The organism is Wolbachia endosymbiont (group B) of Schoenobius gigantella (assembly GCF_964031005.1).
In the GTDB taxonomy this organism is placed as follows: domain Bacteria; phylum Pseudomonadota; class Alphaproteobacteria; order Rickettsiales; family Anaplasmataceae; genus Wolbachia; species Wolbachia pipientis.
In genome coordinates, this window is record NZ_OZ035002.1 from 101,986 (window position 1) to 128,334 (window position 26,349).

General features: G+C 34.1%; 21 protein-coding genes, 2 tRNA genes and 5 pseudogenes. 17 read left to right on the top strand and 11 right to left on the bottom strand.

Features of this window, described 5'->3' with window-relative positions; translation table 11 throughout:
* Positions 1-31: 31 nt before the first annotated feature.
* The 3 genes and pseudogenes from ACQH2O_RS00520 to apaG all read right to left on the bottom strand — a co-directional run bounded on the left by ACQH2O_RS00520 (position 32) and on the right by apaG (position 1,502).
* Complete coding sequence (locus ACQH2O_RS00520) at positions 32-175, bottom strand: hypothetical protein (RefSeq protein ID WP_173862902.1); 144 nt, start codon at positions 173-175, stop codon at positions 32-34.
* 453 nt (positions 176-628) lie between these two features.
* A pseudogene (locus tag ACQH2O_RS00525) lies at positions 629-874 on the bottom strand (PD-(D/E)XK nuclease family transposase); the annotation flags it as partial.
* Positions 875-1,100: 226 nt separating this feature from the next.
* The gene (gene apaG / locus ACQH2O_RS00530; protein WP_007549064.1) at positions 1,101-1,502 is read right to left on the bottom strand and encodes a Co2+/Mg2+ efflux protein ApaG; all 402 of its coding nucleotides are present in this window, start codon (positions 1,500-1,502) and stop codon (positions 1,101-1,103) included.
* A gap of 96 nt (positions 1,503-1,598) precedes the next feature.
* Here apaG and ACQH2O_RS00535 point away from each other — a divergent pair, with 96 nt between their 5' ends.
* Positions 1,599-2,663 carry a 5-(carboxyamino)imidazole ribonucleotide synthase gene (locus ACQH2O_RS00535; RefSeq protein WP_425385199.1) on the top strand — a complete coding sequence of 355 codons (1,065 nt, stop codon included), beginning with the start codon at positions 1,599-1,601 and terminating at the stop codon, positions 2,661-2,663.
* A gap of 958 nt (positions 2,664-3,621) precedes the next feature.
* Here the strand turns inward: ACQH2O_RS00535 and ACQH2O_RS00540 are convergent.
* Positions 3,622-4,815, bottom strand: a complete 1,194-nt coding sequence (locus ACQH2O_RS00540; RefSeq protein ID WP_010963060.1) for a bifunctional 2-C-methyl-D-erythritol 4-phosphate cytidylyltransferase/2-C-methyl-D-erythritol 2,4-cyclodiphosphate synthase — start codon at positions 4,813-4,815, stop codon at positions 3,622-3,624.
* A gap of 263 nt (positions 4,816-5,078) precedes the next feature.
* Here ACQH2O_RS00540 and ACQH2O_RS00545 point away from each other — a divergent pair, with 263 nt between their 5' ends.
* The 6 genes from ACQH2O_RS00545 to ACQH2O_RS00570 all read left to right on the top strand — a co-directional run bounded on the left by ACQH2O_RS00545 (position 5,079) and on the right by ACQH2O_RS00570 (position 10,693).
* Positions 5,079-6,143 carry an AI-2E family transporter gene (locus ACQH2O_RS00545; protein WP_010963061.1) on the top strand — a complete coding sequence of 355 codons (1,065 nt, stop codon included), beginning with the start codon at positions 5,079-5,081 and terminating at the stop codon, positions 6,141-6,143.
* A 129-nt stretch (positions 6,144-6,272) separates the two neighbouring features.
* On the top strand, positions 6,273-6,908 hold the full coding sequence (locus ACQH2O_RS00550) for a DnaA ATPase domain-containing protein (RefSeq protein WP_006280257.1): 636 nt from the start codon (positions 6,273-6,275) through the stop codon (positions 6,906-6,908).
* Between the two features lie 365 nt (positions 6,909-7,273).
* Positions 7,274-8,260 carry a site-specific tyrosine recombinase gene (locus ACQH2O_RS00555; RefSeq protein WP_095742816.1) on the top strand — a complete coding sequence of 329 codons (987 nt, stop codon included), beginning with the start codon at positions 7,274-7,276 and terminating at the stop codon, positions 8,258-8,260.
* A 55-nt stretch (positions 8,261-8,315) separates the two neighbouring features.
* Complete coding sequence (locus ACQH2O_RS00560) at positions 8,316-9,041, top strand: lysophospholipid acyltransferase family protein (protein ID WP_010963063.1); 726 nt, start codon at positions 8,316-8,318, stop codon at positions 9,039-9,041.
* Positions 9,042-9,092: 51 nt separating this feature from the next.
* Positions 9,093-9,362 (top strand): 30S ribosomal protein S20, encoded by a 270-nt coding sequence (gene rpsT / locus ACQH2O_RS00565; RefSeq protein ID WP_010081981.1) that lies wholly within the window; start codon positions 9,093-9,095, stop codon positions 9,360-9,362.
* Positions 9,363-9,442: 80 nt separating this feature from the next.
* Positions 9,443-10,693 (top strand): citrate synthase, encoded by a 1,251-nt coding sequence (locus tag ACQH2O_RS00570; protein ID WP_010081982.1) that lies wholly within the window; start codon positions 9,443-9,445, stop codon positions 10,691-10,693.
* A 189-nt stretch (positions 10,694-10,882) separates the two neighbouring features.
* Here the strand turns inward: ACQH2O_RS00570 and ACQH2O_RS00575 are convergent.
* Positions 10,883-11,070: pseudogene (locus ACQH2O_RS00575) on the bottom strand (IS4-like element ISWosp8 family transposase); the annotation flags it as partial.
* Positions 11,071-11,264: 194 nt separating this feature from the next.
* Here ACQH2O_RS00575 and ACQH2O_RS00580 point away from each other — a divergent pair.
* Positions 11,265-12,097: pseudogene (locus tag ACQH2O_RS00580) on the top strand (IS5 family transposase).
* A 23-nt stretch (positions 12,098-12,120) separates the two neighbouring features.
* On the opposite strand, the pseudogene ACQH2O_RS00585 reads toward ACQH2O_RS00580, so the two are convergent.
* Positions 12,121-13,082 (bottom strand): annotated as a pseudogene (locus tag ACQH2O_RS00585) (transposase); the annotation flags it as partial.
* Between the two features lie 321 nt (positions 13,083-13,403).
* Here ACQH2O_RS00585 and ACQH2O_RS00590 point away from each other — a divergent pair.
* The 3 genes from ACQH2O_RS00590 (at position 13,404) to ACQH2O_RS00600 (ending at position 15,721) form a co-directional block, all read left to right on the top strand.
* Complete coding sequence (locus ACQH2O_RS00590) at positions 13,404-13,760, top strand: hypothetical protein (protein ID WP_223823154.1); 357 nt, start codon at positions 13,404-13,406, stop codon at positions 13,758-13,760.
* A 24-nt stretch (positions 13,761-13,784) separates the two neighbouring features.
* Positions 13,785-14,087, top strand: coding sequence for a hypothetical protein (locus ACQH2O_RS00595; protein WP_010963066.1), 303 nt, complete (start codon positions 13,785-13,787; stop codon positions 14,085-14,087).
* A gap of 107 nt (positions 14,088-14,194) precedes the next feature.
* Positions 14,195-15,721 carry an acyl-CoA carboxylase subunit beta gene (locus ACQH2O_RS00600; RefSeq protein WP_425385200.1) on the top strand — a complete coding sequence of 509 codons (1,527 nt, stop codon included), beginning with the start codon at positions 14,195-14,197 and terminating at the stop codon, positions 15,719-15,721.
* 53 nt (positions 15,722-15,774) lie between these two features.
* Here the strand turns inward: ACQH2O_RS00600 and ACQH2O_RS00605 are convergent.
* Positions 15,775-15,847 (bottom strand) — tRNA-Thr (locus ACQH2O_RS00605).
* Between the two features lie 247 nt (positions 15,848-16,094).
* Here ACQH2O_RS00605 and mutM point away from each other — a divergent pair.
* Positions 16,095-16,910, top strand: a complete 816-nt coding sequence (mutM, locus tag ACQH2O_RS00610) for a bifunctional DNA-formamidopyrimidine glycosylase/DNA-(apurinic or apyrimidinic site) lyase (RefSeq protein WP_010963068.1) — start codon at positions 16,095-16,097, stop codon at positions 16,908-16,910.
* Positions 16,911-16,926: 16 nt separating this feature from the next.
* A complete protein-coding gene (gene pdxH, locus ACQH2O_RS00615; protein WP_022626142.1) occupies positions 16,927-17,520 on the top strand; it encodes a pyridoxamine 5'-phosphate oxidase in 594 nt (197 codons plus the stop codon).
* A gap of 3 nt (positions 17,521-17,523) precedes the next feature.
* Here the strand turns inward: pdxH and ACQH2O_RS00620 are convergent.
* Positions 17,524-17,600: transfer RNA gene (locus ACQH2O_RS00620), tRNA-Met, on the bottom strand.
* 62 nt (positions 17,601-17,662) lie between these two features.
* Between ACQH2O_RS00620 and ACQH2O_RS00625 the strand changes: the two genes are divergently transcribed.
* From ACQH2O_RS00625 to ACQH2O_RS00635, 3 genes are all read left to right on the top strand, one after another.
* On the top strand, positions 17,663-19,825 hold the full coding sequence (locus ACQH2O_RS00625; RefSeq protein WP_265017999.1) for a ComEC/Rec2 family competence protein: 2,163 nt from the start codon (positions 17,663-17,665) through the stop codon (positions 19,823-19,825).
* Positions 19,826-19,886: 61 nt separating this feature from the next.
* Positions 19,887-21,584 carry a hypothetical protein gene (locus ACQH2O_RS00630; RefSeq protein WP_010082004.1) on the top strand — a complete coding sequence of 566 codons (1,698 nt, stop codon included), beginning with the start codon at positions 19,887-19,889 and terminating at the stop codon, positions 21,582-21,584.
* Positions 21,575-22,519 carry an RluA family pseudouridine synthase gene (locus ACQH2O_RS00635; RefSeq protein WP_425385372.1) on the top strand — a complete coding sequence of 315 codons (945 nt, stop codon included), beginning with the start codon at positions 21,575-21,577 and terminating at the stop codon, positions 22,517-22,519. The genes ACQH2O_RS00630 and ACQH2O_RS00635 overlap by 10 nt, the downstream gene beginning before the upstream one ends.
* An 11-nt stretch (positions 22,520-22,530) precedes the next feature.
* Here the strand turns inward: ACQH2O_RS00635 and ACQH2O_RS00640 are convergent, their stop codons facing one another.
* The 3 genes and pseudogenes from ACQH2O_RS00640 to ACQH2O_RS00650 form a co-directional block, all read right to left on the bottom strand.
* Positions 22,531-22,881: a diacylglycerol kinase gene (locus ACQH2O_RS00640; RefSeq protein ID WP_007549043.1), complete on the bottom strand. Its 351-nt coding sequence runs from the start codon at positions 22,879-22,881 to the stop codon at positions 22,531-22,533.
* A gap of 97 nt (positions 22,882-22,978) precedes the next feature.
* A pseudogene (locus ACQH2O_RS00645) lies at positions 22,979-23,758 on the bottom strand (EndoU domain-containing protein).
* A 49-nt stretch (positions 23,759-23,807) separates the two neighbouring features.
* On the bottom strand, positions 23,808-25,004 hold the full coding sequence (locus ACQH2O_RS00650) for a phosphoglycerate kinase (protein WP_010963073.1): 1,197 nt from the start codon (positions 25,002-25,004) through the stop codon (positions 23,808-23,810).
* 823 nt (positions 25,005-25,827) lie between these two features.
* Here ACQH2O_RS00650 and ACQH2O_RS00655 point away from each other — a divergent pair.
* A complete protein-coding gene (locus ACQH2O_RS00655; RefSeq protein ID WP_010082022.1) occupies positions 25,828-26,349 on the top strand; it encodes a cytochrome b in 522 nt (173 codons plus the stop codon).

Below are 26,349 nucleotides of genomic sequence, written 5' to 3' on the forward strand. Positions count from 1 at the left end.
TCCTACCTTAAGTGGTTAACAAAGTTTCTTGTCATGAGGGACCAAATGGAAGTCTGCTCGTTTTCACGCGAATTAATGTTACAAATTCTATCCATTTCGTTACAAAATGGCATTCGCTTTCTCCATTATCCTTTACCTGCACATCCATCAGCATTCCTTGCGGGTTGCCTGCCATATAGGCGAAAATACAGGCTTATCCTGTTCCTTTTGTCATACAATAGTGGGTTAGGTGGCTTCTCTATACCGGGGAATTATTATTTGCGTACATCCAGAAATGAAAAATGTAACTCATCCACATTACCTTTTGGTCGGAGCTTATCAGCATCTTTAGCTCTTTAATCGTTACGATACTTATGAAGCTTCACTTACGTTCACCATACCACTAAGCCTAGCCCTCCAACCACATGATGCTTGTAGTTTATGCTTTCTCTCACGATTGAGCATCTTCTTTATCAAGAGGAGGTTCATTGTCCGCGTCGCTCGGCACCAACTGGTTACCCAATTCGCACTGATGCGTAGACTCAGATGGCAAAACATCTGGTTCAATAAGCTTTAGAATCCTTTCAGTTTCTTTCTGAATGAATTCCTCTCCTTTTAAACAATATGACCGAAGGCTTTCAGGTCGCACCATTTCAATCACATACCTAGCCCCACTAGAGTCCCTGCAAAGAACATCAACTATACTTTGCTTATCAGAGGCAATTTCAGGATCCATTATAGTACTGAGGAATTCCACTTCTTGTATAGTATTTATCTCGGTAAACCCTAAAATATCATTCAAAAAATGTATGAGAATATTCTTGTTTTTTTCAGTGCCAAATATTTTTTTGAAGGTTAAATCCAGCTTAGGGTCGAGAAACTTAGATAAAGCCATAGCCAAAGTGCTTAAAAATATTAATAATTATACACTATTATTAACAATTATTCAACCATATTTTTGAAGATAGCTATAGCTAACACGTCATAACCGCCACGAACCGTCATACCGCCGCGGTATCTTAGCATAGATCCCGCTAACAAGTAGCGGGATGACGATTGTGTATCGTGCTTTGCTAAAAATCACAGAATGCAGTCTGGTTACAAATAAACTATTTTGACAGTTAATGGGGTCTAGTTTTGATGTATGGACTATCCAAAGAAAAGGGTGGTATCATAACTTCAAAAACTTTTATGCTTTCTTCATTCAGAAATTCATACTTACCCTGCATTATTCCTGACGGTACATTTAAGTATGTTCCACTTGTGTATTTAAATACCTCTCCAGATTTTATCACAGGTTGTTCTCCGATAACACCAACTCCGGCAATTTCATTTACTTTTCCCTTATAATCTATTATTTGCCAATGACGACTTAACAATTGAATAGTTGATTGGCTTTTGTTTTTTATCTTAACGTTATACATCCATACATAGCAATTTTCATAAGGAATGGATTGCTCTTCAATATAAATTGGTAAAACTGTAACTTCAACAAAGTTGGTAGTTAGTGTGTATTCTATCATTATAAAATATTCATGATAAGAAAATAGTATTTTAATTATATACTTTTTTCATAGATTTTTCAAGTATACTTTAATTAGGAAATATCAATTTATAGTATGAATGAACCAGATGCGCTGAGCAAAAAAGTAATAGGAATAATAGGTGGTGGACAATTAGGTAAAATGACTGCTATCGCTGCAACAAAACTTGGACAAAAAATACATGTTTTTGCCAGTGCTAAAGACGATCCAGCTTGTTCTATTGCTGATGATTTCACAATAGCAGATTTCTCTGATAAGAAAGCGCTTGAATCTTTTGCACAGAGTGTGGATTTGGTCACTATTGAGTCTGAAAATATTCCATGTAGTGCAATTGATATCGATGTAAATTTTTATCCGGGTAAAAAAGCGTTACACATTGCGCAAAATAGGCTTAGAGAGAAAGATTTCATTAGAAGCTTGAGTATAAAAACTGCTGAATACAAAAGTATACAAAATTATAATGAGCTACTGAAAAGCAGTAGAGCTTTTGGCTATCCAACAAGGCTGAAAACAACAGAAATGGGTTATGATGGAAAAGGGCAATATGTGCTTGAGAATGATTCTGAAGTGAAGCAATTTGCTTCCTTTGATTGGAATACAGAGTACATTCTTGAAGCAAGTGTTGATTTACTGAAAGAGGTTTCAGTAGTCGTTGCAAGAGATAAAAACGGTAAAGTAGCTTTTTTTCCTATAGCAGAAAATTACCACGTTGATGGAATACTTGATACTTCAACAGTGCCAGCTAAAATAGATAGTAAATTAACTCAAGAGGTACAACGAGCTGCAAAGAAAATAGCAAATGCGCTTGATGTAATAGGAATTCTGGCTATTGAATTTTTTGTTACTAAGGATAACGAATTGTTAGTTAATGAACTAGCTCCAAGACCTCACAATTCTTGCCACTGGAGCTTGGATGCATGTAACGTTAGTCAATTTGAACAGCTAGTTAGGATAATATGCGGGCTACCTATGCAGGAAGTAGTATTACGCTTTCCTTGTATGACGAAAAATATAATAGGTAATGATATATATGATTCTCATAAGTATTTGAGCAACGAAAAAGCTAGTTTAACCATATATGGGAAAAAAGAGGTTAGGGATAAGCGTAAAATGGGACATGTCAATATAGATTTAAGTTAACAGTTTTTCTACGTCATACCGCCACAACTGTACGAACATTGTGATATGATGAGATGTTACATAGTAAACGGTGTCATTCTAGCACCTCTTTTCCCGTCATCCCGCTGCTTGTTAGCGGGATCTCATTTCACTTTGTGAAGGTGTCATCCCAGCACCTCTTTTCCCGTCATTCCGCTGCTTGTTAGCGGGATCTCATTTTACTTTATGAGGGTATCATCCGAGTAGCCCCTTTCTCGTCATCCCGCTGCTTGTTAGCGGGATCTCATTTCACTTTATGAAGGTGTCATTCGAGTAGCCTGACTACTTGGATCCAGGAATTTTATTAAGTTGGTAAGCATAAAAGTGGCTGATCTTATGTTAAAACACAACGTTCTTGATGAGATTACAGCAAGGCTGGATTCCAGCGTCAGCTACTTGAATGACAGCAGTCCTACGTCATGCCGCCGCGGTATCTCTAGATCCCGCTAACAAGTAGCGGGATGACGATTGTCGTTTAGCCATAAATGTTTAAGAAATTTACCAAACGAAAAAAAAGGCAAAAGAAGCCCCGTGGTTGGCTAGTTACTTACATTATACTTTCAAGTATGGCGTTTTTTTATTCTAAACGTTTAATAACCGCGATTCATCTGCTTTTAAGCCGCAACTAATCTAAATTATAAACATTAAGAAATTTACTAAACAGAAAAAAAGGCAAAGAAAACCTAGGGTAGCTAATTACTCACTATCCATTTTTTAAGTTGGCGTTTTTTGATGTTTTAAATGCTTTATAAGCGCATTTTAGCTTGTATAGCTAGAAATTTGATAAAGACATAAGGTGCACATAGTGCAAAAAATTAAACATGAGACGCCAAATACGTTGAGTTTTTTTGTCATTTAATCTGTACAGAGAAGATAAATAAATAGCTTCAGTTTCATGATAAGGGGGCTGGCGAAGGGTGTCAAGTAAGTTTTTTCGTTTCTATTTCCAATAAAAGTTTGTATGCAATAACACAGAAGCATGCACTGCTATTCCTTCATTTCTTCCAATATAACCTAATTTCTCTGCAGTGGTTGCTTTGATATTTACAAATTCATCATCAATTTCTAATGCTTTTGATATGAATTTCTTCATTTCTACTTTGTAAGGCGATATTTTAGGCTCTTCACAAACTATAGTAATATCTAAATTAGACACGCTGTACCCTTTTTCTTTTGCTTTTTTAGCAGCAAAGTCAAGAAAGTGAGATGAATTGCAATCTTTCCATTCAGAGGAACTAGGAGGAAAGTGCTCTCCTATGTCGCCACATCCCAGTGCTCCGAGTATTGCATCAACGATTGCATGTATTGCAACATCACCATCAGAGTGCGCTTCTATTGCCATGTTGTGTTCAATTTTCACACCGCAAATTTTTATAAAGCTTTCAGCACCATTTTGAACTTTAATGAACTTATGTATATCATAACCGGCTCCGACACGAAATTTTGGCTCTTCAAAAAGAAGCTTTGCCATATTGATATCCTCTTTTGTGGTTAACTTAAAATTGCTTTTCTCACCTTTAATAATCGCAACATGTTTTTTGTGCTCTACCATTAGTGATGAATCGTCAGTAAATTCTTTGACTGATTGATGGCATGATAATAATTCTTTGAAATTAAAAATTTGAGGGGTTTGTATGGCTCTGAGCTTTCCTCTTGAAATCGTAGATTCAATAAAACTATTACTCACCAATGACATAGTGTCTTCAACTTCTATTGCTGGAACTACTCCTGTATATTGATCATTAATCATAGATTCAACCAAGTTATCTATCAGAACATCTGACACAAAAGGCCTACAAGCATCGTGTATAACTACAAAATCTGGGTTAATTTTTTGTAAGCTTTCAAGCCCTAGTTTAACTGAACTTTGCCTGTTTTCTCCTCCGTATACAGGGCTTAGTAATTTAGTGTCTGTAATTAGTGATATAGCTTTCTCATAGAAACTTTCATGGTCTCTATTAATTGCTATTCTTATGTAATCTATATATTGGTTAGCCAGAAATCTTTTAATTGTATGAAATAAAACAGATTTACCTGCCAGTTTTATATATTGCTTAGGAATCGTAGAATTGCATCTACTGCCTACTCCCGCTGCAACTATTAATGCTGCTATTTTGTATTTCTTAGCGCACATATTTCTTTTTGTAGAAGCTTTCCTCTCTATCCAAGATTCTTTCCGAAAAATAAAATTTCTGACATCATATAAAAGTTACTTCCCCTATTAACTAGCATAATTATAATAGCAAAAGAGATATTTAGAGAGCTCAAAATCTATCTTTGCCTGCGGATTAAACAACTAAATTTTAGTAAAAAATGATAGTATTACAAATCGTAAAATACTTTCAACATAGGAAAAATAAATTGCATATTTTTCAGTAAATTAGCTATGCTAAACACATGCAAAAACGTCATATAACTATTTGTTTCATACTGCTTTTTATAATAGGGATGTTATTCCTGATGCGTCCTATGATTTTTCCATGTTTAATATCTATTATTATTGCATATTTGTTTAATCCGCTAGTAGTCAAGTTTGAAAAGTATAGAATACCACGTTCATGTTCTGTAATTTTTATAATACTTATTTTATTAATAGCTTTTATACTAGTCATAACATTTGTTTTACCTATTATATATGTTCAAATTACTTCAATATTAAATTTCTTAGTGAGTAAAGTGCCTTCATTAAAGTTTAAAGTAATCCCCTCTGTATTAGAATTTCTTAATATGAAAATCGAGGATAGCTTATTTGATCATTTATCTAAAAATCTAGCAGAAAATTACAGCAACTATGTATCTTATTTCATGAATGCTCTTGATATTGCTAGTAACTTTATAATCCAAGTGTTAAGTTCAAGCTTTAACACGGTATCATTAATGGTGATTACTCCTGTAGTGTTTTTCTATATATTACGTGATTGGCCTTTAATTATAGAAAAAGCTAGTAAATTAATCCCTATTCCTTACAGAGGAAAAATTGCAGATTATTTTTCCAAAGTGGATTTCATTATATCTAATTATCTAAAGGGGCAGGTAAATGTATGTATTGTCATGATGGTCTTTTACTCTGTGAGTCTGAGCATAATTGGATTGGAACACTCTATTGTTATTGGAATTTTATCAGGAATGTTAACGTTCATACCTTACGTAGGGCCATTATTATATACCATTATTGGGTTTTTGAGCGCTATCACTCAATTTAGTGGATGGTTTGAAAGTGCTGCTGTTTTGCTATTATTTGGTGTTGGACAATTAATAGATTCAAATATATTAGTTCCTTTATTAATAGGAAAAAAAGTTCATATACATCCAACTGTAATTATTCTGGGAATTACTATATGCGCTTCATATTTTGGATTTACAGGTATATTACTTTTTATTCCAATAATAGCAATGTTCAATGTATCAGTAGAATATGCAATCAATAAATATTTTAAAAGTGAGCTTTATAAAAACGGCTAACAGACCTTTTGCATAATCAATTTATGGTAAGAGGAGAAATGAGCCCAGAATACCTGACACATTTGAGGAGCGTAAGTAAATTTCTGCGCAAAAATTACTACCAGAAAGAGGTTACGTAAGAGGTTCAACGTGCAATTAAATTTATTTAACAACAATCAAGCTGATTATAGCCGGCAAAATTACATCATCTTAGATGAAAATAAGCACGTATATAATTCGGTAGTTAATGATTTATCTTGGAAATGTCTGATTCTTTTTGGACCTAAAAGCTCCGGTAAAACTCATCTTGCTCATATTTGGCAATCAATAAACGATGCAATCTTTATCAATGTGAATAACTTCGTAAGCGAGATTAGGTATAGCGATGCTTTTATTTTAGAAGACGTACAAAACATTAAAGATGAAGCCATGTTATTACATTGTTACAATTACATGAAAGAAAACGACAAGAGGCTGCTAATCACTTCTTCAATTTCACCAAAAAAGCTTAACTTCAAACTAAGAGATTTAAGTTCTCGAATATTATCAACTATCAGCGTAAAAATTTTGCCTGCAAGCGAGGAATTATTAAGAATTATGCTAATAAAACGATTTTCAGATAAACAGTTAAAAATTGATTTAAAAGTGATTAATTATATTTTAGCAAGAATAGAACGTTCTTTCTATAGCATTGATAAAATTATAGAAAAGATAGATAATGAATCTATAGGGTCAAATGTGACCGTTCCTTTTATTAGCACTTTATTAAAAAAAGATGCCATTTGATTTCTTCTTTTGTAAAGGTGTATATTAAAAATTTATTAACACCCATAACACTAACGTAATTGGAATCTCTACCTGTCCATGTTAGAATTATAATCAATGTTATGTTATAATAAATATAGATAGATACAGCTAAGAAGTATTCTATATTTATAGTAGAGCTCACTTTATAAGGTGTTTTTTATAGATTTAACGTTATAATTTAACTATGATAAGAGTAAGATTAAATTTAAGAAAAAGGTTAAAGCAAAAGTTTGTGATGTTCACTCTATTGATAAATGCTTTATTTGTCTCATATTTTCTCATAAGAAACACAGGGAACACTTCTAATCAAATTATAGCCAAAGAAATAAATATAGGAACTGATAATGAAAAATAAACAGTCGCAAAATAAAAAAGAAAATCTTTACATAACATATTACATAGATGCTTTAGCTTCAGAGAGGTCCGCTGCACAAAATACTCTGGAAAGTTATCGTTCGGATTTACACCAGTTTGAAGAATTTTTATTGGAAAGCGGCACTACCTTGGTTGGTGTAAACAAAACCAATATTAAAGATTATGTGAAATCTTTATGTACACAAAAAAAATATAAAAGTAGCTCTATATCAAGAAAAATATCCGCTATGAAAAATTTTTACAAGTGTCTATTTAATGACGGAATAATAGATTTTAATCCAGCGCCGGCTAATGATGCTGAATTAAAGAATCCAAAAGTTTCTCGTCCTTTGCCTAAGTATTTAAGTGTCGAAGAAATATTTTTGCTAATGGACACAGTGAGAAAATCAGCAAGCGAATCGAATAAAGAGATAAGCAGTAAAAGGCTATGTGCGATTTTAGATATCCTTTACTCTTCTGGAATGCGTGTTTCTGAACTAATTAGTATGAAATTATGTGAAGTGTCACATTTAATAAACAGTAATAACAAAGAATGCTATATAATAATAAAAGGAAAAAGTGGTAGAGAGAGGCAAATTCTTTTTAATGAACAAGCATTGCAGAGCCTTAGAAATTATTTATCAGTTCGTGATAATCTGATCTCTAAAGAAAAGGAATCCGATTGGCTATTCCCAGGTGATAAACCTAATAAACCAATTACAAGGCAGAGGGTCGGTCAATTAATGAAGGAGTTGGCAAGAAAATGCAATATTGATGAAAATAAGATCTCTCCACACGTGGTTAGGCATTCTTTTGCTACCCATCTACTAAATAGCGGAGCAAATATTGTGTTGATACAGAAAGTTCTTGGCCATACTAACCTTTCTACAACACAAATATATACTCATATTGCTAACGAAAAGTTAAAGGACAAATTAGCTGATTCGCATCCTATTACTCAGATGATCAATAATTAAATTTATTGTTTTTAATTTGTAATAAAGTTAAATTTAAATAAATTTATGTGAGTTTGTGATTTCAAGTTTATTGTTTAATTTCTTTCTTATATTATGGGAGGTATTCTATACTTTCATTACTCTCCCTGTAATTTTCTTTTCTGAGTGTGTAATAACCATTTTCCTCGTCTGTTCGGTGAGAGTTGTATTATTCATGCTGCGTTTATTATGTGGCATTAAATATGAAGTGAGGGGAATGGAAAACATCCCTAAGCAACCTTTTATCATTGCATCTAAACACCAATCTCCATTTGAAACATTTATTTTTATACTACTATTTAGAAAAGCGGTTTTTATTTTAAAACGTGAATTGAAATGGATTCCATTCATTGGTTTGCATCTTATAGCGCTGAAAATGATTTTTATTAACCGTTCAGATGGTATCAGTTCTATACGCCATATAATCAAACTAGCAAAAATGCGTATAAAAGAAAATAGAAGCATAATAATATTTCCTGAAGGTACAAGAACAACTATAAACCAAAATATAAAATATCAACCAGGTATTGCTGCTTTATATAGCGTATTATCTGTTCCTGTGTTACCGGTTGCTTTAAACACTGGTTTGTTTTGGCCAAAAAGCATACTTTCTCTGAGAAAGAATCCCGGAAAGGCAGTAATAGAAATATTGCCCCCAATATATCCTGGGTTAAACAAAAATGAATTCTTGCAAAGTTTAGAAAAAATTATTGAAGAGAGAAGCAGTAGATTAACCATAGGAAAAACTGATATTGCAAATTAACAAAAAAACTTTATAATTAAAAGAAAAGTACAGTATTTTAGGTATTAATATATGGCAAATCATAAGAGTGCTAAAAAAATGATAAAGGTAATAGCAAAGCGCACTTTAATAAATAAGATGCGGAAAAGTAAAACTCGCACTGCTATTAGAAATTTGGTTGATATAATCAAGTCTGGCGACAAAGAAAATGTTGTTCTGGCATTTCGGAATGCTGAATCTAATTTACACAAGTGTGTGAATAAAGGTGTTATTCATAGGAATACCGCTGCGCGTAAAATAAGTCGCTTAAATGCAAAAGTAAAAGCATTGATGACCGCTTAATACGGTTAATGTAAAGTTAACTGTATTAATATATACTCCTCAGTTTGTATATTCTGTATAAAATTTAAGTAGCTTAAGTGATGGATAAAAAAGTGCTATTAGAACTAAGTAATGGATTAAAAATCGAGCTACCTGTATTAAGCGGAACAACAGGTCCTGATGTGTTAAATATCAAGGATTTATATAAGATGACAGGATTATTCACTTACGATCCAGGGTTTGTTTCTACAGCTTCATGCTCTTCTACAATTACATTCATTGATGGAGATGAAGGAGTTCTTAAATATAGGGGACATAATATAGCTGATTTGGCAGAGAATAATAATTTTACTGCTGTGATTTATTTATTGCTCTATGGTGAATTACCCAGTTCAGAGCAACACAAAAAATTTCTTCTCAAAATACAAGAATCATCCAAAGTATCAGAGCAAGTTACAAATGTAATTAAAGCATTTCCAAAAACTGCTCACCCTATGTCAATCTTAGTTGCATGTTTTGCAAGTTTGTCAGCATCTTATCATGAAAAGCATGGCAACAATGTCAATGGTGAAGACCTAGATTTTGGAATTTCTGCAATAGCGCAAGTTTCCACAATTATTGCAATGATTTATAGGCATATCAACAATCAGGAATTCATAAATGCTAACAATGAATTAAGTTACAGTGAAAATTTCTTAAAGATGATATTTGGCGATGCTGTTGATAATGATAAAAGCGCCCTTTTTGCAAAAGCTCTGGATAAAATATTTACTCTCCATGCTGATCATGAACAGAATGCTTCTACGGCGGCTGTCAGATTGGTGGGATCGGCTGGTTCTAATCTGTTTGCAAGCCTCTCTGCAGGAGTTGCTACACTTTGGGGACCAGCACATGGTGGAGCTAATGAGGCAGTTATAAATATGCTAAAAGAGATAGAGCAAAGTGGAGATATAGATAAATTCATCGAAAAAGCTAAAGATGATAAAGATCCATTTAAATTGATGGGATTTGGACATCGTGTTTATAAAAATTATGATCCGCGCGCGCGTATATTGGAAGGCGCTTGCCATGAGGTTCTAAGTAAACTAGAACAAAATAATGAACTGCTTAAAATTGCAAAAAAACTTGAAGAAATAGCTTTAAAGGATGAATATTTTATCGTGCGTAAGTTATATCCAAATGTTGATTTTTACTCAGGTATAATAATGAATGCTATTGATATCCCCTCAAATATGTTCACGCCTATTTTTGCACTTGCAAGAACCACTGGTTGGGTTACTCAGTGGTATGAAATGATAAATGATAAAGAAACTAAGATCTGTAGACCAAGGCAACTCTATTTTGGTAAATAAATTTATTTTCACTTCATTAGACTTCTTGCATAACCCAAACTAAGTAGAAAAAAGGTGTCATCCGAGTAGCTGACACTGGTTCCTTTACGACGGAAGTGTCCAGAGGTGTCATTCCAGTCTGGAATCCAGAAAAAAGGATGGTGTCATTCCGTATCCGTTCAGCCAATGGCGTCAACTTAAGAACTTTCATTAGCAAACTCTCCTAAAGACATGATGGCGTTTAGGCTTATCTACTTTATTGCGGCTGTCCCGGTCGGATTTTAACTTTAGCGCGTATACTTAAAAAGGGCTTGAAAGTTTTTTGGCGCAATAAGTACCTGATAGAGTTTCTGCCTCATTACACCAAATAAAACTGAAAAATTTAAACGATACTCATACCAATTCTCATTATTAGTGAATCAAATAAGCGATATTGTAGAGTTATTTAATTGTGGAGTGAGAAAGAAAGGCAATAGTATGGCTTTTTTTCCATTGTTATCTATCCGTTTATTGTGCAGTGGGAATTGGTATCAGAGGTTGTCCGGAAACAAGTAAAAGGCTATAATATCTGAAATTTTAGTACGGGGTAAAGATGAGAAAAAAGTATCCAACAGATCTAAGCGAAAGGGAATGGGCAAGAATAGAAAAACACTTCAGAGTATCATACAAGAAAGGAGGAAGGCCGCCAAAGTATAGCAAAAGAGAAATATTAGAAGCAATTTTCTATGTATTGCGTACAGGGTGTCAATGGCGGTATTTACCAAATGATTTTCCGCTATGGAAGACTGTGTATGAGCAGTTCAGGCAATGGAAGAAGCAGGGAATTTTTGAGAAAATGAATTATGAAATTACAAAATATAGTAGAAGAAAAATAGGAAGGAATGAGCAGCCGAGTGCCTGTATAGTAGATAGTCAATCTGTAAAGACTACAGAAAAGGGGGGATCAAAGGCTATGATGGAAGTAAAAAAGTAAAGGGTAGAAAAAGGCATATAATTACAGACACTCAGGGTTTTATACTAGGTTGTTACGTAGGCGCTGCTAACGAAAATGATAGAGATGGTATTAAAATAGCATTAAACAATATGAGAACAAAATATACTAAAGTTAAAAAAATGTGGGCTGACATGGGATACCAAGGAAGAAATTTAAAGAATCACATAAAGGAAGAATATGACATAGATATTGAAATTGTTAAAAGGCCTCCATGTAGATTTTGGGTGCACAAAGATACGCCACCTGAGCTACTACCAACAAGAGAACAAGGGTTTAAAGTACAGCCAAGAAGATGGGTTGTAGAAAGGACTTTTGCTTGGGTTAATAGGAATAGAAGGCTATCGAAGGAGTATGATTTACTCACAACATCCACTGAGAATTTCATATACCTAGCTATGAGTAGGGTTATGTTAAAGAGGGAATATGCTTGAATTTACTAGTTTCCGGACAACCTCTCAGTAATTTGATCTGGGTTCCAAGGCCCTTGTGCATCACACATATGAAGCGATAATATATTGCACATGACCAAGTTTGCCCAAAATTCTTGTAATACAGCCTCTCCAGAAAAATTCTCTAACTCTGCTCCTACTTTGAGTCGTTTATAGCACTCCTCTATGTGCCACCTTAACACATAAGCTTTGCTCCAAAGTCTCGGTCAAAAACTCTGTTTCTCAGTTGGCTAATGTCAGCACTATAACTCTTACTTTCTGTCCTTTCATTTTATTTTTTAGCTTTTCATTTTCTAATATAAAATCAAAATCTAATTCGCCAGCGTTCCCATAGCTTACTATAATTTCTTTTTTGCAAGCGAAAAATAAAATCTACTTCCAAATTATAATGCTGCTGAATGAATTTTACTGAAGACGATCATAGATAAATAATAATTTCTCTTGATTTAATAAACGCATTTGAGTGATAACTTCGGGTAATTGCTCTGCCGCCAACGTTTGTTCACCTATATTCCAAGCTGCAAGACGAGCACTGCAAATCAATGAAGTACACAAATCAACAAACAAATTGCCAATGGTGCCTGTTGTTCCATTTGGTTCAAACTCGGATACAATTTCCCCAGAGCTGGGTAATCTCATACCAGAACCATCTGCTGCAATAAGTCTATAGCCTCTCCAACTCAGGTTCATCCTGATAGGCTGTTTGGATGCTTAGATTCTTGAAAGCCTGTATGGCAAATCTTATACCTTGCTTTAGAAAAAGCTTGCTTTGAGGGTACATGTCAATGGCTCCATAAGTTCACATTCTATTCCCAAACTTTTTTTAACTAACTTTAAAATCATAGAAAATACTGTCGAAAAAGGAAGTTTTCTTGTTCGTGTAAAACTCAACACAATGGATTTTCTGAAAAGTTTTCGAGTATATTGCATTTTTAATTTGTAAGATAAGATCTTTTCCTTTTTGCATGCCTCACCTAAAAAAGACACATTTTAAACTTTTTTGTTGCAATAAAATAGAAACAAAAGTGCTGTCCCTTGCACTCTTTGGATAATTTAATGATAAAAAATTTAGAGAGAAATTTTATATACTATCGCTGATATTTTTCCTTAAGTTGACGCCATTGCCTGAACACTTACCTAATGATGAAGCTATCGAAAACATAGCAAAGAGACTTCAAAAATCTATAGACGATGCAAAAAAGCACAAGGTCATGTTTAGTGTTGATGTGTTCCAAGGAGAAAAAAGTCATCAATAATAGATTATTCGATACTGATCTTATACCACCTCATGGAGCAAGATAAAAATGTTACTGAGACTGGAAAAGAAAAACTACGGCCTCTTATGTTAGAAATGTTTAATCTAGTTTCAACAGGCACTGATGTGAGCCAAGAAGTTCGGAGATTATTGCCAGAAGATATACTGAAAGAACGCGGCGAATATTTGTCACGTCTAAAACAAATTGTAAGTGATAGTATTGAAAATGACAAAAAAAAAGGAATTGTAGTAGAAAGAGATAATAAATTTTATTATGTACAGTGTCCAGAAAAAAGTGTGATCACTCCTGCAAAATTTATGAACTCCCCGGAATTTAAGGACTTAGAATATGGTGCATTGCGAATAGGAGAAGGAGATAATCTAATCTGAATAAAAAGCTGGCAATATCATGATATGCAAGGCAAAGTAAAAATGACCTTTAGGGTAGGCGATGAAAAGATCGAAATGATTTTATCTTCTGAAAAAGCTGAAAGTTTTGGTAAAATAATGGTACATATGGATGACAAAAGTTGTGAAATCTTCTCAAAGTACCTAAAAGAGCTAGAAAAAGAACCTCGTATAAGCAAGGTTGTTGAAGCTGCTAAAAGTTTTGCACAAACGAAAAGCAGTGCAGTTAGTCCACCTCTTTCTAATATGAAAAGAGTTGACACATCGCAACATTTTCAAAGTAGTGACCATGAATCACCAGAGCATTAACAATTATCATACATACATTGTTGCATATAGCAATAGTGTATGTGTATAGTTAGTAGGGTTTGTAAACTTAATAAAGTCTACAACTAATTTGAAAACTACTTTATTGTATGCAAGACTTTAAAATACTAGAAAATCTAAAAACCAAAGCACTAGAAGCTGAAAAAGGAGGCGGTTCTGACAGGATTACCAAACAACATGAAAAAGGGAAATTAACTGCTAGAGAAAGGCTCAGTATATTGCTCGATGAAAGTTCTTTTGCAGAATACGATAAATTCGTAAAACATCATGCAAATGATTTTGGCATGCAAAATGCTAATTTTTTAGGTGATGGGGTAGTGATTGGTCATGGTACTATTTATGGCAGAAAAGTTTTTGTTTATTCTCAGGATTTTACTGTCTTTGGTGGTTCACTTGGTGCGTCAAATGCAAAAAAAATATGCAAAATTATGGATATGGCAATTAATGCCAGAGTTCCAATTATCGGACTAAATGATTCTGGTGGAGCCAGAATTCAGGAAGGAGTAAATTCTCTTGCTGGTTATGGAGAAATTTTTCAAAGAAACGTAAATGCATCGGGTGTTATACCACAAATTTCTTTAATTATGGGCCCATGTGCAGGAGGTGCAGTTTATTCCCCAGCATTAACTGACTTTACTTTCATGGTGAAAAACAGTTCATATATGTTTATAACCGGGCCAGATGTAGTAAAAAAGGTTACCTACGAAGATGTAAGTTTCGAAGACCTCGGTGGAGCAAAAATTCATACAAGCAAAACAGGAGTAGCGGATTTTGCATTCAATAATGATGTTGAAATGCTGCTAAAAATGCGTGAATTCTTTACTTTCTTACCAGCAAATAATCAAGAATCACCAAAATCTGCACCAATCTGTAATGATGTTGACGACATTGATGAATCCTTAAACACTCTAATTCCTACCAATCCTAATACTCCTTATGATATGTATGAACTCATTGAAAAAGTTTGTGATGAAAGGAATTTCTTTGAACTGAAACCTGATTTTGCTCGTAATATCATAACTGGTTTTGGTAGAATTGGAGGAAATACTGTCGGTATTGTTGCAAATCAACCTATGCACCTTGCAGGATGTTTGGATATTGATTCTTCAAGAAAAGCTGCGAGGTTTGTAAGGTTTTGTGACGCATTTAACATTCCGATCATCACACTTATTGATGTTCCAGGATTTTTGCCGGGTACAAATCAAGAATACAATAATATAATACAACACGGAGCGAAACTGCTTTACGCTTACGCTGAAGCGACCGTGCCGAAAATTAGCCTTATCACTAGAAAAGCGTATGGTGGTGCATACATTGTTATGAATTCGAAACATCTAAAAGGTGATATAAATTATGCCTGGCCAACTGCTGAAATAGCTGTGATGGGCCCTGAAAGTGCAGTTGAGATTATATTTCGACACGAAAAAGATCAGCAAACGTTAATTAAAGAATATAAAGAAAAATTTGCTAACCCATTTTTTGCTGCATCATATGGATACATTGATGACATTATAGTGCCAAGTAAAACAAGGTATCACTTTTGTAAAGCATTAGAGCTACTCAAAAACAAGAAGGTAGAAAGGATATGGAAAAAGCATGACAACTTACCTCTGTAACTTTCTTCTAAGCCTTGCTTACAAGTTATGCAATATTATAAGTATAATCAGTGTGCCGTTACCAAGACTCGAACTTGGGACCTCGTCATTACCAATGACGTACTCTACCACCTGAGCTACAACGGCAAGTTTATATATTATGATAATGAATAACACAAAAAAGAATAAGGAAAAAGAAGAGGAGAAAAAAAGATTAGCGAAAGCTTTAAAGCAAAATATTTTGAAAAGAAAAAAGCAGCAACAGAGTAGACAGAGAACCCTTTCAAAACTCGTTTGTGGTGAGGAATTTTTAGGAGAAAGCACCGCAGAATACTCGAATGTATTTGAGAACGACAAAATTACCATCAGAAACTTAAGTTTTGAAGGAGGTATCATGCCAGAACTACCGGAAGTGGAAGTAATCTCTAATTTTTTGCTTGATAAAATTAAAAACAAGCAAATCAGTAATGTTATAGTGAATAATTGGAATTTACGTGCCCCAATAACAAAAAATATTGATGATATGCTAAAGGGCAAAGTCATACGCAACATCAAGCGTAGAGGTAAGTATACCATCTGGAATACAGATGGTAGTGTGGCTGTAATCATACATCTTGGCATGAGCGGAAAGCTTATATATGCTGACCACGATCAAATGCGGAATAAGCATGATCACGTGGTATTTTTATTTTCTGACAATACTTCAATAATTTTTAATGACCCAAGAAGATTTGGATTAGTTATCGTTTTAAATAAAGAACAAGAAACGGATTTTTTTAGCGATTTTGGAATAGAGCCCCTCACGGATGAATTCAGTGGAGACTATTTACAGGAGTTGCTGAAAAACAAAAAAGTGAATATCAAATCAGCGTTAATGGACAATAAATCAATAGTTGGCGTAGGCAACATATATGCTTCTGAGAGCTTGTTTAGAGCCCGTATATCACCACTCAGGTCAGCAAAAAACTTGACCTATAGAGAGTGCGAAAAACTTGCTGCTGAAATAAAAAATACTCTGAGTGATGCAATTGCTGCAGGTGGTTCAACACTGAAAGATTATGCACAGCCATCTGGATCTGCTGGATACTTTCAAAATAACTTTTACGTATATGGTAAAGTTCAAAAACCTTGCAAGATTTGCAATAATATCATAACACTTATACGACAAAATGGCCGTAGCACTTATTTTTGCAACGCGTGCCAGAATTAAGATTTTATTTTTTGATATGATATTTTCACTTGAAAAAGATCCATTTGATTTGTTTTCAAAGTGGTACAAAGCAGTACTTAATTCTCCGTGTGAACAACCAACTGCAATGACGCTAGCAACTTGTAGCAAAGACTGTATTCCATCTGCAAGAGTGGTATTACTAAAGGAATATAGCAAAGAAGGTTTTGTGTTTTTCACTAACGTAAACAGTAAAAAAGGGAAAGAATTGACTGAGAACCCCAAAGCTGCGTTAGTGTTTCATTGGATAGAATTTGCTAGGCAAGTGCGAATTGAAGGAGAGGTTAAACTTCTAAACGATGAAAGAACTGACAAATACTTCTCTTCTCGAGCGCTGGGTAGTCAAATTAGCGCATGGTGCTCAAAACAATCGAGCATTCTGAAAGATTGGCAAGATTTTGAGCAAGCTATAAAATTGAAGGAAAAAGAATTTCACAATACACAAGTTTCTCGTCCTGATTTTTGGGTGGGATTTTGCGTAATCCCAAAAGTAATTGAATTTTGGCAAGAAGGTGAATATAGGAAGCATATTAGATTTAGATACACTCTTGTTGAGGGAAGCGATTGGAAAGTGGAACAACTATATCCTTAAAAATGGTTGCGGGAGTAGGATTTGAACCTACGACCTTCAGGTTATGAGCCTGACGAGCTACCGAGCTGCTCCATCCCGCGTCGTTGCTTATTTAGTTATTATATATACAAATAATGAAAAAAGAAAAATAAAATTTCACCACATGCAAATATCGACACACTTATTAACTTTTCTTGACATAATAGTTAGTTATATACGTAACAATCTGCGCAATGAACAATATAACTTGATACTGTGGTTTCCTGTTCTTCAGTGTGCAGGAATTTTAACATATTTTTCCCTAAGTTTTGAACCAAGCTGCATATCTATTTTTCTTTTGCTTTTACCCACACTAATTTTGATTGCAATATTATACAGAAAGTACGCAATATTATGCATTGCTTTAATTGCAGTGCTCATAGGATTTACAGCCAGTAAATTAAGAACAGCTTTAGTTGATACTCAAATTCTTGATAAAGAGAGGTATGTAAAAAATATCGTTGCCACAGTGAAGGATATTAACGACAGGGGCTCATATAAACAATTTCTGCTTTCTGTTGAAAAATCCCCTACTATCTCAAAATCCTCTCCTGTCATCCCAGCGCCCCCTTTTGTCATCCCAGTACTTGATACTGGGATCCAGAAAAAAAAGATATGGATTCCAGCGTCACGCGCTGGAATGACACCGGATAGAGCTCTAGATAACATCAGAATATCAGTTAGAACCAAAGTGGAAAAAGGCATTAAAATAGGCGATCAAGTAAAATTATCAGCAAAACTCTTCCCTCTAAAGATTGCACCTTCGGAGTATGCATACGATTTTGCAAGAATAGCATATTACCAGAAAATAAGTGCAACAGGTTTTGCAACAAGCAAAATAGCCCTACACAAAAAGGCTGAAGCAAGGCAATTTCTAGAGTATATAGAATCTTTCCGTCAATACATTTATGAAAACCTGCAGCAAAATATCAAAAAACCACATGCGGATATAATCTCTGCATTACTGATCGGTAAAAAAGATGGCATAGATCAAAAAACTATGGACGCGATACGAGATTCAGGTATAGCACATTTGTTTGCCATATCTGGTTTGCATTTATCATTTGTTGCTGGTCTGTTTTTTGTAGTGTTTCGTAATTTATTCGCAATATCTGAAACTTTGACTCTTAAGTATAACACCAAGAAAATATCTGCATTCCTTACTATCTTGCCAACCACGTTTTATTTATTGATTACCGGTATGCAAATTTCTGCTCAGCGTGCCTACATTATGGTGATTTTAGTACTCGTTGCAATAATGATAGAGAGAAAATATCGAGGGTTAATAGCAATTGCGTTTGCTGCTTCAGTGATACTCTCAGTAGAACCAGAAGCAATTTTAAAGCCTGGCTTTCAGATGTCATTTTCTGCTGTTTTGGCACTGGTTGCCAGTTATCAAATTAATGCTAATAAGTTGTTCAAAATAAAAATAATGAAATATTTTGTGTCGATAATGATCAGCTCAGTAATAGCAAGTTTAGCAACTGTTCCGTATACGATATATAATTTTAATTATTTTTCAATTAGTGGCATTATCACAAATTTAGTTGCTATACCAATAGTTACATTAATTATTATTCCACTTGGAATAATCTATGTTTTGTTGATTCCTTTGGGTGTTGAATGGATTATAGCGCCATTTATAGAGCGCCCAATTGACAGCATTTTGTATATAACAAATGCAATCGCTAGTCTTCAGTATTTGGTTATTCCCATTCGTACTTTTCCTGCCTCATCAATTATTATAATAACATTTGGGTTATTGTGGCTGTGCTTGTGGGAAAGAAATTGGCGTTTCTTCGGAATTTTCTTTATTGTGCTGGGTATTTTCTCTAGTGCTATGTATAGAACTCCTGATATCTTGATAAATGCTGATAATGTTGCTGCAAAGGAGAGTGATAACTTACTATATTCTCTCACCAGAAAAAATAGGAACTTTGTTGTCAAAACATGGGCGAAGCAAAATGGGCAGAACCAAATTTTGAATCATAAAAAATACAATAACTCAGATAAAAGGCTAAAGTGTAACGATTATGGCTGCATATATAATAAAGGAAATAATAAATTAGTGCTGCTAGCTTATAAAAAAGAAGATATTTCAGAAAATTGTGATAAAGTTGATTTAACAATTCAATTAAGTGAATTCGACTATTCAGCTTGCAACGCTAAAATTATTAAACATGCTGATCTAGAAACGTATGGCACACATTCTGTTTGGTTAACAAATCGTTACGTAAAGATTAATACAGTGCGCTCCAATAGGCCTTGGCACATGTTGAAAAATTAAGAAACTTGATTTTAAGGTTTGGTTAACGTATACCTAAATAAGTTTAAACTAGAAAAATGTTATGGTTACAGACACTCAAGATCCTTTCAAAGACTATTTTGATTTTTTAGGATTTAGAAAACTTTCTGACCAGCCCAGTAGAATTTTGAGCTCTATAAGAAAGTATTCTGGTACTATATCGATAGCAAGTACCATTGCTACTCTTATAGCATTTACTGCCTTTTCTATTCAGCCTGTTACAGTAAGTATTGCTGGGTTTGCGTTCACGCCAGCACCTCTTGCCTTTATTCCTCTTATAGTTCTCTTATTTACTGCTGTTATAAACTTTATAAATACACAAAAAATAAAAGAGAATGAAATAGATAAAAAAATAGGAAACTATCAAGTTGATGAACAGTACAGCCAGATTGCTCAAGAAGCTAAAAAAATTGAAATTGTAACAAATTTAGATAAAAAGGGGGAAAAGCTTTCAATAGTTTTACCAATTTCTAAGACGCAGAGAGAAATACTAGAAGATATAGAAGCAGAAAATAGAAATAGGATTCTCTTGTTTACTGGATCATATGTATTTGGTACTATTATAGTAGTTTCAGCAATATCACAATCCATTAATGCTCCAATAATATTAATAGCTTTATTAGTCGCTATTCTTTTATGCATCATATCAACACTTAGCAATCTAATAAGTAATAGCGTGGATCATGAAAATCATACTATTAGAAAACACAGTTCTTTAGGTCTTCTATTTCCATACTGGTCTGGAAAGGGCATGGTTGTATCAGTAGTAGAAAATAAGCTTGGTAAAAGGGAAAATGAACTAATATCTCTAATGAAAAAACTACTTAGTCCGCTTTGCAACTCATTTGACAGTAACCTTAAAAAAGCTTGCGATTTACTTGATAATAGTCTTTTAAAGCCTGCAAATATTAACATTAAAGAAACGCTTGATCACCTAAAAAAAATCAGAGAAGACATCAAAAAAGATTTAGATTGGCTACATGCAGAAATTTCAGAAGTTTTAAACAACACTAAAGAATTGACAAAAAAAGCACATTCACTAGATATTGAAGGTACTTTTTCTAGGTTAGAGAATGCTATTAAAATTGCTGAAGATAAAATTGAACGATTTGAACCAAGCCGCTTTGTAGGCTGGCTTCAATCAACTACGCAGTCTAATAATAACGAGTTCCTTAGCATGCTAAAAAAGTTAAAAGAGGATACAGAAGAGGAAAAAACGGAATTGAAGGAGCAATTAAACGTAGTAAGGAATGAATTAGAAGAAATAAAAAAGAAGCAAGCTCAACCAAGTACGCCTGATTTAGAAGCTAACAATGGAAATAATACTAATAAATTATTAGTATTAGAAAATAAAGTCAAAGAACTACGTGACACAGTTAGAAAGTTAGAGCTGGAAGCAGAACAAAATAAGCTGCAGCAAAAGAAGGAAAAGTTAGAGCAAAAAAAATCTGAACAAGAAAAAACAGATGAATGGAAAGAAAAAATCAACGGCAAACCAAGTGAATTCTTATATTATTTATTAGAATCTATTAAGCTGGAAGAAAAAGATAATAAAGAAAAAAAGGTTGAGGCAACATTACGAGATTTTGATAATAAAGTTACAATCTACTGGAAAGATGGCTCTCAAACAATTTGCCATATTAAAAAACAAGGTGATCTGCAAATTGAGTCTAGTGCAACAATGTTTACAGACCCAAATGTTCAAGCAGCATGGGAAATGGCGCGGGGTAAATCACTATAGATTACTCAATAATAACCTTAAGTGTTAATAATGATAAAGAGAAATTAAGGTTAGACACCTATATAGCTGAAAAATGCAACATATCACGCAGCAAAGCGCAAAGATTGATACAAAATGAGCAGGTGAAATTACTTGGCACACCGATAATTAATAATGACTACATAGTAAAACCAGATGAAGAGTATGTGGTGCATCTCGTTCAACCTGACATATCCACATCAATTGAGCTTAATTATGACATAAAACTTAATATCGTCTATGAAGATGAGGACATTATAGTTCTGAGTAAACAAAGTGGATTAACAGTGCACCCAGGTGCTGGGACAAACAATGATACGCTTTTGAACGCAGTTATCGCTCACCTTAATGTAAGACCAGGAATTGTTCATAGACTCGATAAAGATACTAGTGGGCTAATGGTAATTGCAAAAAATGAAGCAGCCCATAGTTTTTTGTCTGAATTGTTATCGAATCGCAAAATAAAGCGGGAATACTTAGCAGTAGTTTGGGGAACATTATCTTCTCAGCAAGGCACGATAAAAACTAACATTGCTCCCAAACGCGGTAATAAAGAAATGATGTGTGTAACAAAAATCACAGGCAAATTAGCAATCACTCACTATTTAGTGCAAAAAGTTATAGGACAAGTAAGCCTCGTTAAATGCACTTTAGAGACAGGCAGAACACACCAAATTCGAGTCCACATGAGCCACATAGGACATTCCATAGTTGGTGATCAAGTTTATGGAAAAAATAGTAGTAAAAGCACAAAATATGCTAAAAACTCTAGTTTCATTCGTAATTTCAATAGACAAGCACTACATGCTTATACACTGGGCTTATACCACCCAAAAAGTAAGGAATACATGGAATTTGTCTCTGATTTACCGCAAGATATAAAAACTTTAATTGGTGAGTTTGACAACATATCTTAATAACATTCGTATTAACCTATCAATATTATCATCCATGTTATCAGGAAGTTAATTAATGAAAGAAAAACTGCTGCACTACCTAGATCTTTCACCTTTTTTGAAAGTATGTGTTGTTCACTGGAAATACGCTCAATTGTCGTTTCAAAAGCAGTGTTAACAATTTCCACAATTAACACCAGGAATAGGCTGCTTATCATTACTGCACGTTCTAGATTACTTACATCCAAAACAAACAAAATTGAGACACATACTATAAAAAGCAGTAACTCCTGTCTGAACGCAATTTCTGATATAAAAGCTGATTTTATTCCTTCACAAGAGTATTGAATTGCTTTTATTAGACGAATAATGCCCTTCTTCATTATTATTCACAAAACCCTTTAATCAAAATTTTAACTCATTTAGATTTGCTACACCCTATAGCATTTTTATCATTTGTTCACCCTATTGGTTTTGAAATTAAGATTTACCGCAACTACAATAAGTACTCTTATCATCACATTTTGGTGTTAAGTCAGGATAGAACGTGAGTATAGCATCATTCTTTCTTACAAACACTGATTGATAATTGTCATCTTCCATTTCATATAGACACATTCCATCTTTTCCTAATTCCTTAAACGCCTTAGTTGCAGAAATTATCGGCATGAAGGTTATATGCGTATCCATTTGGGCATTTAACTTTCACTTCCCCATCCTTACCCAAATATTTCATTCCAAATGTATAAACCGGCGGCTTAATATCTGATTCATTGCACAGGATTCCAACTGCCCATTTATCCTCTTGAGCTTCAACATATCTACCTACAAAATGCATACCACCTAATTTATCGTTTGGCTCACCACAAAAAATATGTCCAAACCCTATAGTTTCTTTTTCACTTCCACTATTTGTAAACCAAATGTTAGCCAGTTCATCTTTAAGTAACTCCAAATCCGCATCTGGCGTAATCACTTATATATTCCTTTCACTACTTCTTGATGCTGCGGACAACTAAGTAAAATTTTGAAATCTTCTTTATCTGGATGTGCTCCCCAATCTCCACAAACTTTCAACACTCCTCTATCGAAGTCAGTTAATTCTGAAACGGTGGCTGGTTGTGAACTGAAAAATGGTTCAAAATTGACTTCAACATTTTCTTCTACATAGCCGGTGTGAAAATAATGATCCTTAATATAAAAAATAAATCCTATTATTGGTATTATTAAACACAAAATTAGTTTAACTGTCTTCGACATAATCACGTTCACAAAAAAGCTAGCCTATAAGAAATAATTTAAAAAAGTTTTAATCTAATCGTTTTTGCAGAGCAGCAACTCCCGGCATTTCATCGCCACTTAACCAATCTAAAAATGCTCCTCCACCAGTGGAAACATATGTAAAATCCTTATCGGCAAGGCCTGCAGCGCTTATTGCAGATAGACTATCGCCTCCCCCTATTATGCTGGTTAACTTTCCTTTGTGCGTTAAGTCACTTACGATTTTCATTACCCCTATTGTACCGCTTGCAAAAGCTGAATGTTCAAAAACACCAATAGGTCCATTCCACAGCAGAGTCTTACTGCTTGCTATTATACTGCTTATTGTACTCAAAGTTTGTGGTCCGATATCCAAAATTATATCACCGTCCAAAATGGACTCAGTTCTTCTTGAAATACTAGTGCTGTAATCAGAGTTTACTGCAACCAGAACGTCTTCTGGCACAACTATTTTGCAATTGTTTTTATTTGCTGTTTCAAGAATATTATGCAGAAGGTCGTCAACACCATTTTGAAAGAAAGATTTCCCTATATTTACTTTGCTAAATGACAAAAAATTATTGGCTATTGCACCACCTAGAACTAGGTAATTAACCTTTTCTGTTAGCTTCATAAGCACTTTTATTTTAGTTGATATTTTAGCTCCCCCAACTATCGCAGTAATAGGTTTAGCTTTAAACGATACAGCTTTTTCAAGATACTTTAGCTCATCTTGCAAGCAAAACCCTGCATAAGAGGGTAAAAATTCTGTAATGCGTGAAATAGAAGCGTGAGCTCTGTGAGAGCAAGAAAATGCATCATTTACATATATATCCGCTAGAGATGCTAGTTGTTTGGCAAAATTTGAGTCACTTTGCTCTTCCTCTTTATAAAATCTTAGATTCTCTAGTAATATTATATCTCCTGCATCCATAACACTTACTGCTCTTTGTACTTTTTCACCAAAGCAATCGTCAATGAATTTCACTTTTTTATTTAGTAACTGCGATAAAGTGTCAATTACATTTTTTAGCGACAGATTATTGTCTCTGGCCTTTGGGCGTCCAAAATGTGATATAATAATAATCTTTGCACTCGCATTCACTAAATACTGAATAGTAGGCAATGCTCTCAAAATACGAGTGACGTCACGAATTTCTCCATCTTTTATAGGAACATTGAAGTCAACTCTGAGTAAGACGGTTTTATTGTGAAGATCACAATTTTCTATACTAGGTATATTCATTACAAAATTGAAGCTATAAAGTCACTATACAGCAGTTTGATCTAAAGTAAAGTTTTAAGCTTACGAACGTTTAAGGAAATTTGCATGCCAAACGCTTGACACTGGAACCTTATCGTCATGCCATCACGAACCGTCATACCGCCGGGTATCTCTTAGCCGCTAACACGTAGCGGGATACTTGACCTTTACAGGGATGACGATTGTCGTTTAGCCATAAATATTTAAGAAATTTACTAAACAGAAAAAAAGGCAAAAGAAGCCCCGTGGTTGGCTAATTACTTACATTATACTTTCAAGTATGGCGTTTTTTTATTCTAAACGCTTAATAACCGCGATTTAGCTGCTTTTTAATGCAACTAACCTTTAGTCATAAATATTTAAGAAATTTACTAAACAGAAAAAAAGGCAAAAGAAACCCTAGGGTAGCTAATTATTCACTATCCATTTTTTAAGTTGGCGTTTTTTGATGTTTTAAATGCTTTATAAGCGTATTTCAGCTTGTATAGGTAAAAACCTAGAAATTTGATAAAGACATAGAGTGCATAGTGCAAAAAATTAAACATGAGACGCCAGATACGTTGAGTTTTTTTGTCATTTAATCTGTACAGAGAAGATAAATAAATAGCTTCAGTTTCATGATAAGGAGGCTGGCGGAGTTTGTCAAGTAAGTTTTTCGTTTAATCCGTTTCTTGATTTAGGTGCCCTTGACTTCCGGCTGGGTCGAATTTGTATAGCTACATTGTCGGTAAATCTAAATTGCTTTAATGATTTTGATTGAAAAATAGTTTTTCTATTATATAAATGCTACTTTAGGGTAATCAAAATGGAAGACGATAAATATAGCCTAGGTTTAAGAGTTATCCATTGGTTGATGGCTGTTTTTATTATCGGTATGCTTTGTTCTGGACTTTATATGAAAAGCCTGCCACTTAGCAATGAAATTAAGTTCAACATATACGCTATTCATAAGGCTTGCGGTATCACTATTCTTGGATTAATCATAGTACGCATATTTTTTCGCGTCTTTACTTATGTTCCACCACTTCCAGCAAATTTTTCTCGGTTTGTAATCAATATAAGTAAAGCAGTACACTTTGGTTTATATTCTTTGATGGTGCTAATGCCACTATCTGGCTATGTCATGTCTTCTGCTTCTGGCAAACAGATCAAATATTTTTTTCATATCCCTTTGTTGATTAATCAAAACAAAGATCTAGCTAACACGGCTAACGAGCTACATTCGATGCTTGCATATTTTATGGTACTCTTTATAATCTTACATATACTTGGCGCCTTAAAACACACATTTATAGATAAACAAAACATTTTTAAACGTATGATATAG

What these genes read in the sequence shown, in the direction of transcription:
- ACQH2O_RS00520 (WP_173862902.1), bottom strand. Translation starts at nt 175, where the DNA reads ATGGCAGGCAACCCGCAAGGAATGCTGATGGATGTGCAGGTAAAGGAT.
- apaG (WP_007549064.1), bottom strand. Translation starts at nt 1,502, where the DNA reads ATGATAGAATACACACTAACTACCAACTTTGTTGAAGTTACAGTTTTA.
- ACQH2O_RS00535 (WP_425385199.1), top strand. Translation starts at nt 1,599, where the DNA reads ATGAATGAACCAGATGCGCTGAGCAAAAAAGTAATAGGAATAATAGGT.
- ACQH2O_RS00540 (WP_010963060.1), bottom strand. Translation starts at nt 4,815, where the DNA reads ATGTGCGCTAAGAAATACAAAATAGCAGCATTAATAGTTGCAGCGGGA.
- ACQH2O_RS00545 (WP_010963061.1), top strand. Translation starts at nt 5,079, where the DNA reads ATGCAAAAACGTCATATAACTATTTGTTTCATACTGCTTTTTATAATA.
- ACQH2O_RS00555 (WP_095742816.1), top strand. Translation starts at nt 7,274, where the DNA reads ATGAAAAATAAACAGTCGCAAAATAAAAAAGAAAATCTTTACATAACA.
- rpsT (WP_010081981.1), top strand. Translation starts at nt 9,093, where the DNA reads ATGGCAAATCATAAGAGTGCTAAAAAAATGATAAAGGTAATAGCAAAG.
- ACQH2O_RS00570 (WP_010081982.1), top strand. Translation starts at nt 9,443, where the DNA reads ATGGATAAAAAAGTGCTATTAGAACTAAGTAATGGATTAAAAATCGAG.
- ACQH2O_RS00590 (WP_223823154.1), top strand. Translation starts at nt 13,404, where the DNA reads ATGGAGCAAGATAAAAATGTTACTGAGACTGGAAAAGAAAAACTACGG.
- ACQH2O_RS00595 (WP_010963066.1), top strand. Translation starts at nt 13,785, where the DNA reads ATGCAAGGCAAAGTAAAAATGACCTTTAGGGTAGGCGATGAAAAGATC.
- ACQH2O_RS00600 (WP_425385200.1), top strand. Translation starts at nt 14,195, where the DNA reads ATGCAAGACTTTAAAATACTAGAAAATCTAAAAACCAAAGCACTAGAA.
- mutM (WP_010963068.1), top strand. Translation starts at nt 16,095, where the DNA reads ATGCCAGAACTACCGGAAGTGGAAGTAATCTCTAATTTTTTGCTTGAT.
- pdxH (WP_022626142.1), top strand. Translation starts at nt 16,927, where the DNA reads ATGATATTTTCACTTGAAAAAGATCCATTTGATTTGTTTTCAAAGTGG.
- ACQH2O_RS00625 (WP_265017999.1), top strand. Translation starts at nt 17,663, where the DNA reads ATGCAAATATCGACACACTTATTAACTTTTCTTGACATAATAGTTAGT.
- ACQH2O_RS00630 (WP_010082004.1), top strand. Translation starts at nt 19,887, where the DNA reads ATGGTTACAGACACTCAAGATCCTTTCAAAGACTATTTTGATTTTTTA.
- ACQH2O_RS00640 (WP_007549043.1), bottom strand. Translation starts at nt 22,881, where the DNA reads ATGAAGAAGGGCATTATTCGTCTAATAAAAGCAATTCAATACTCTTGT.
- ACQH2O_RS00650 (WP_010963073.1), bottom strand. Translation starts at nt 25,004, where the DNA reads ATGAATATACCTAGTATAGAAAATTGTGATCTTCACAATAAAACCGTC.
- ACQH2O_RS00655 (WP_010082022.1), top strand. Translation starts at nt 25,828, where the DNA reads ATGGAAGACGATAAATATAGCCTAGGTTTAAGAGTTATCCATTGGTTG.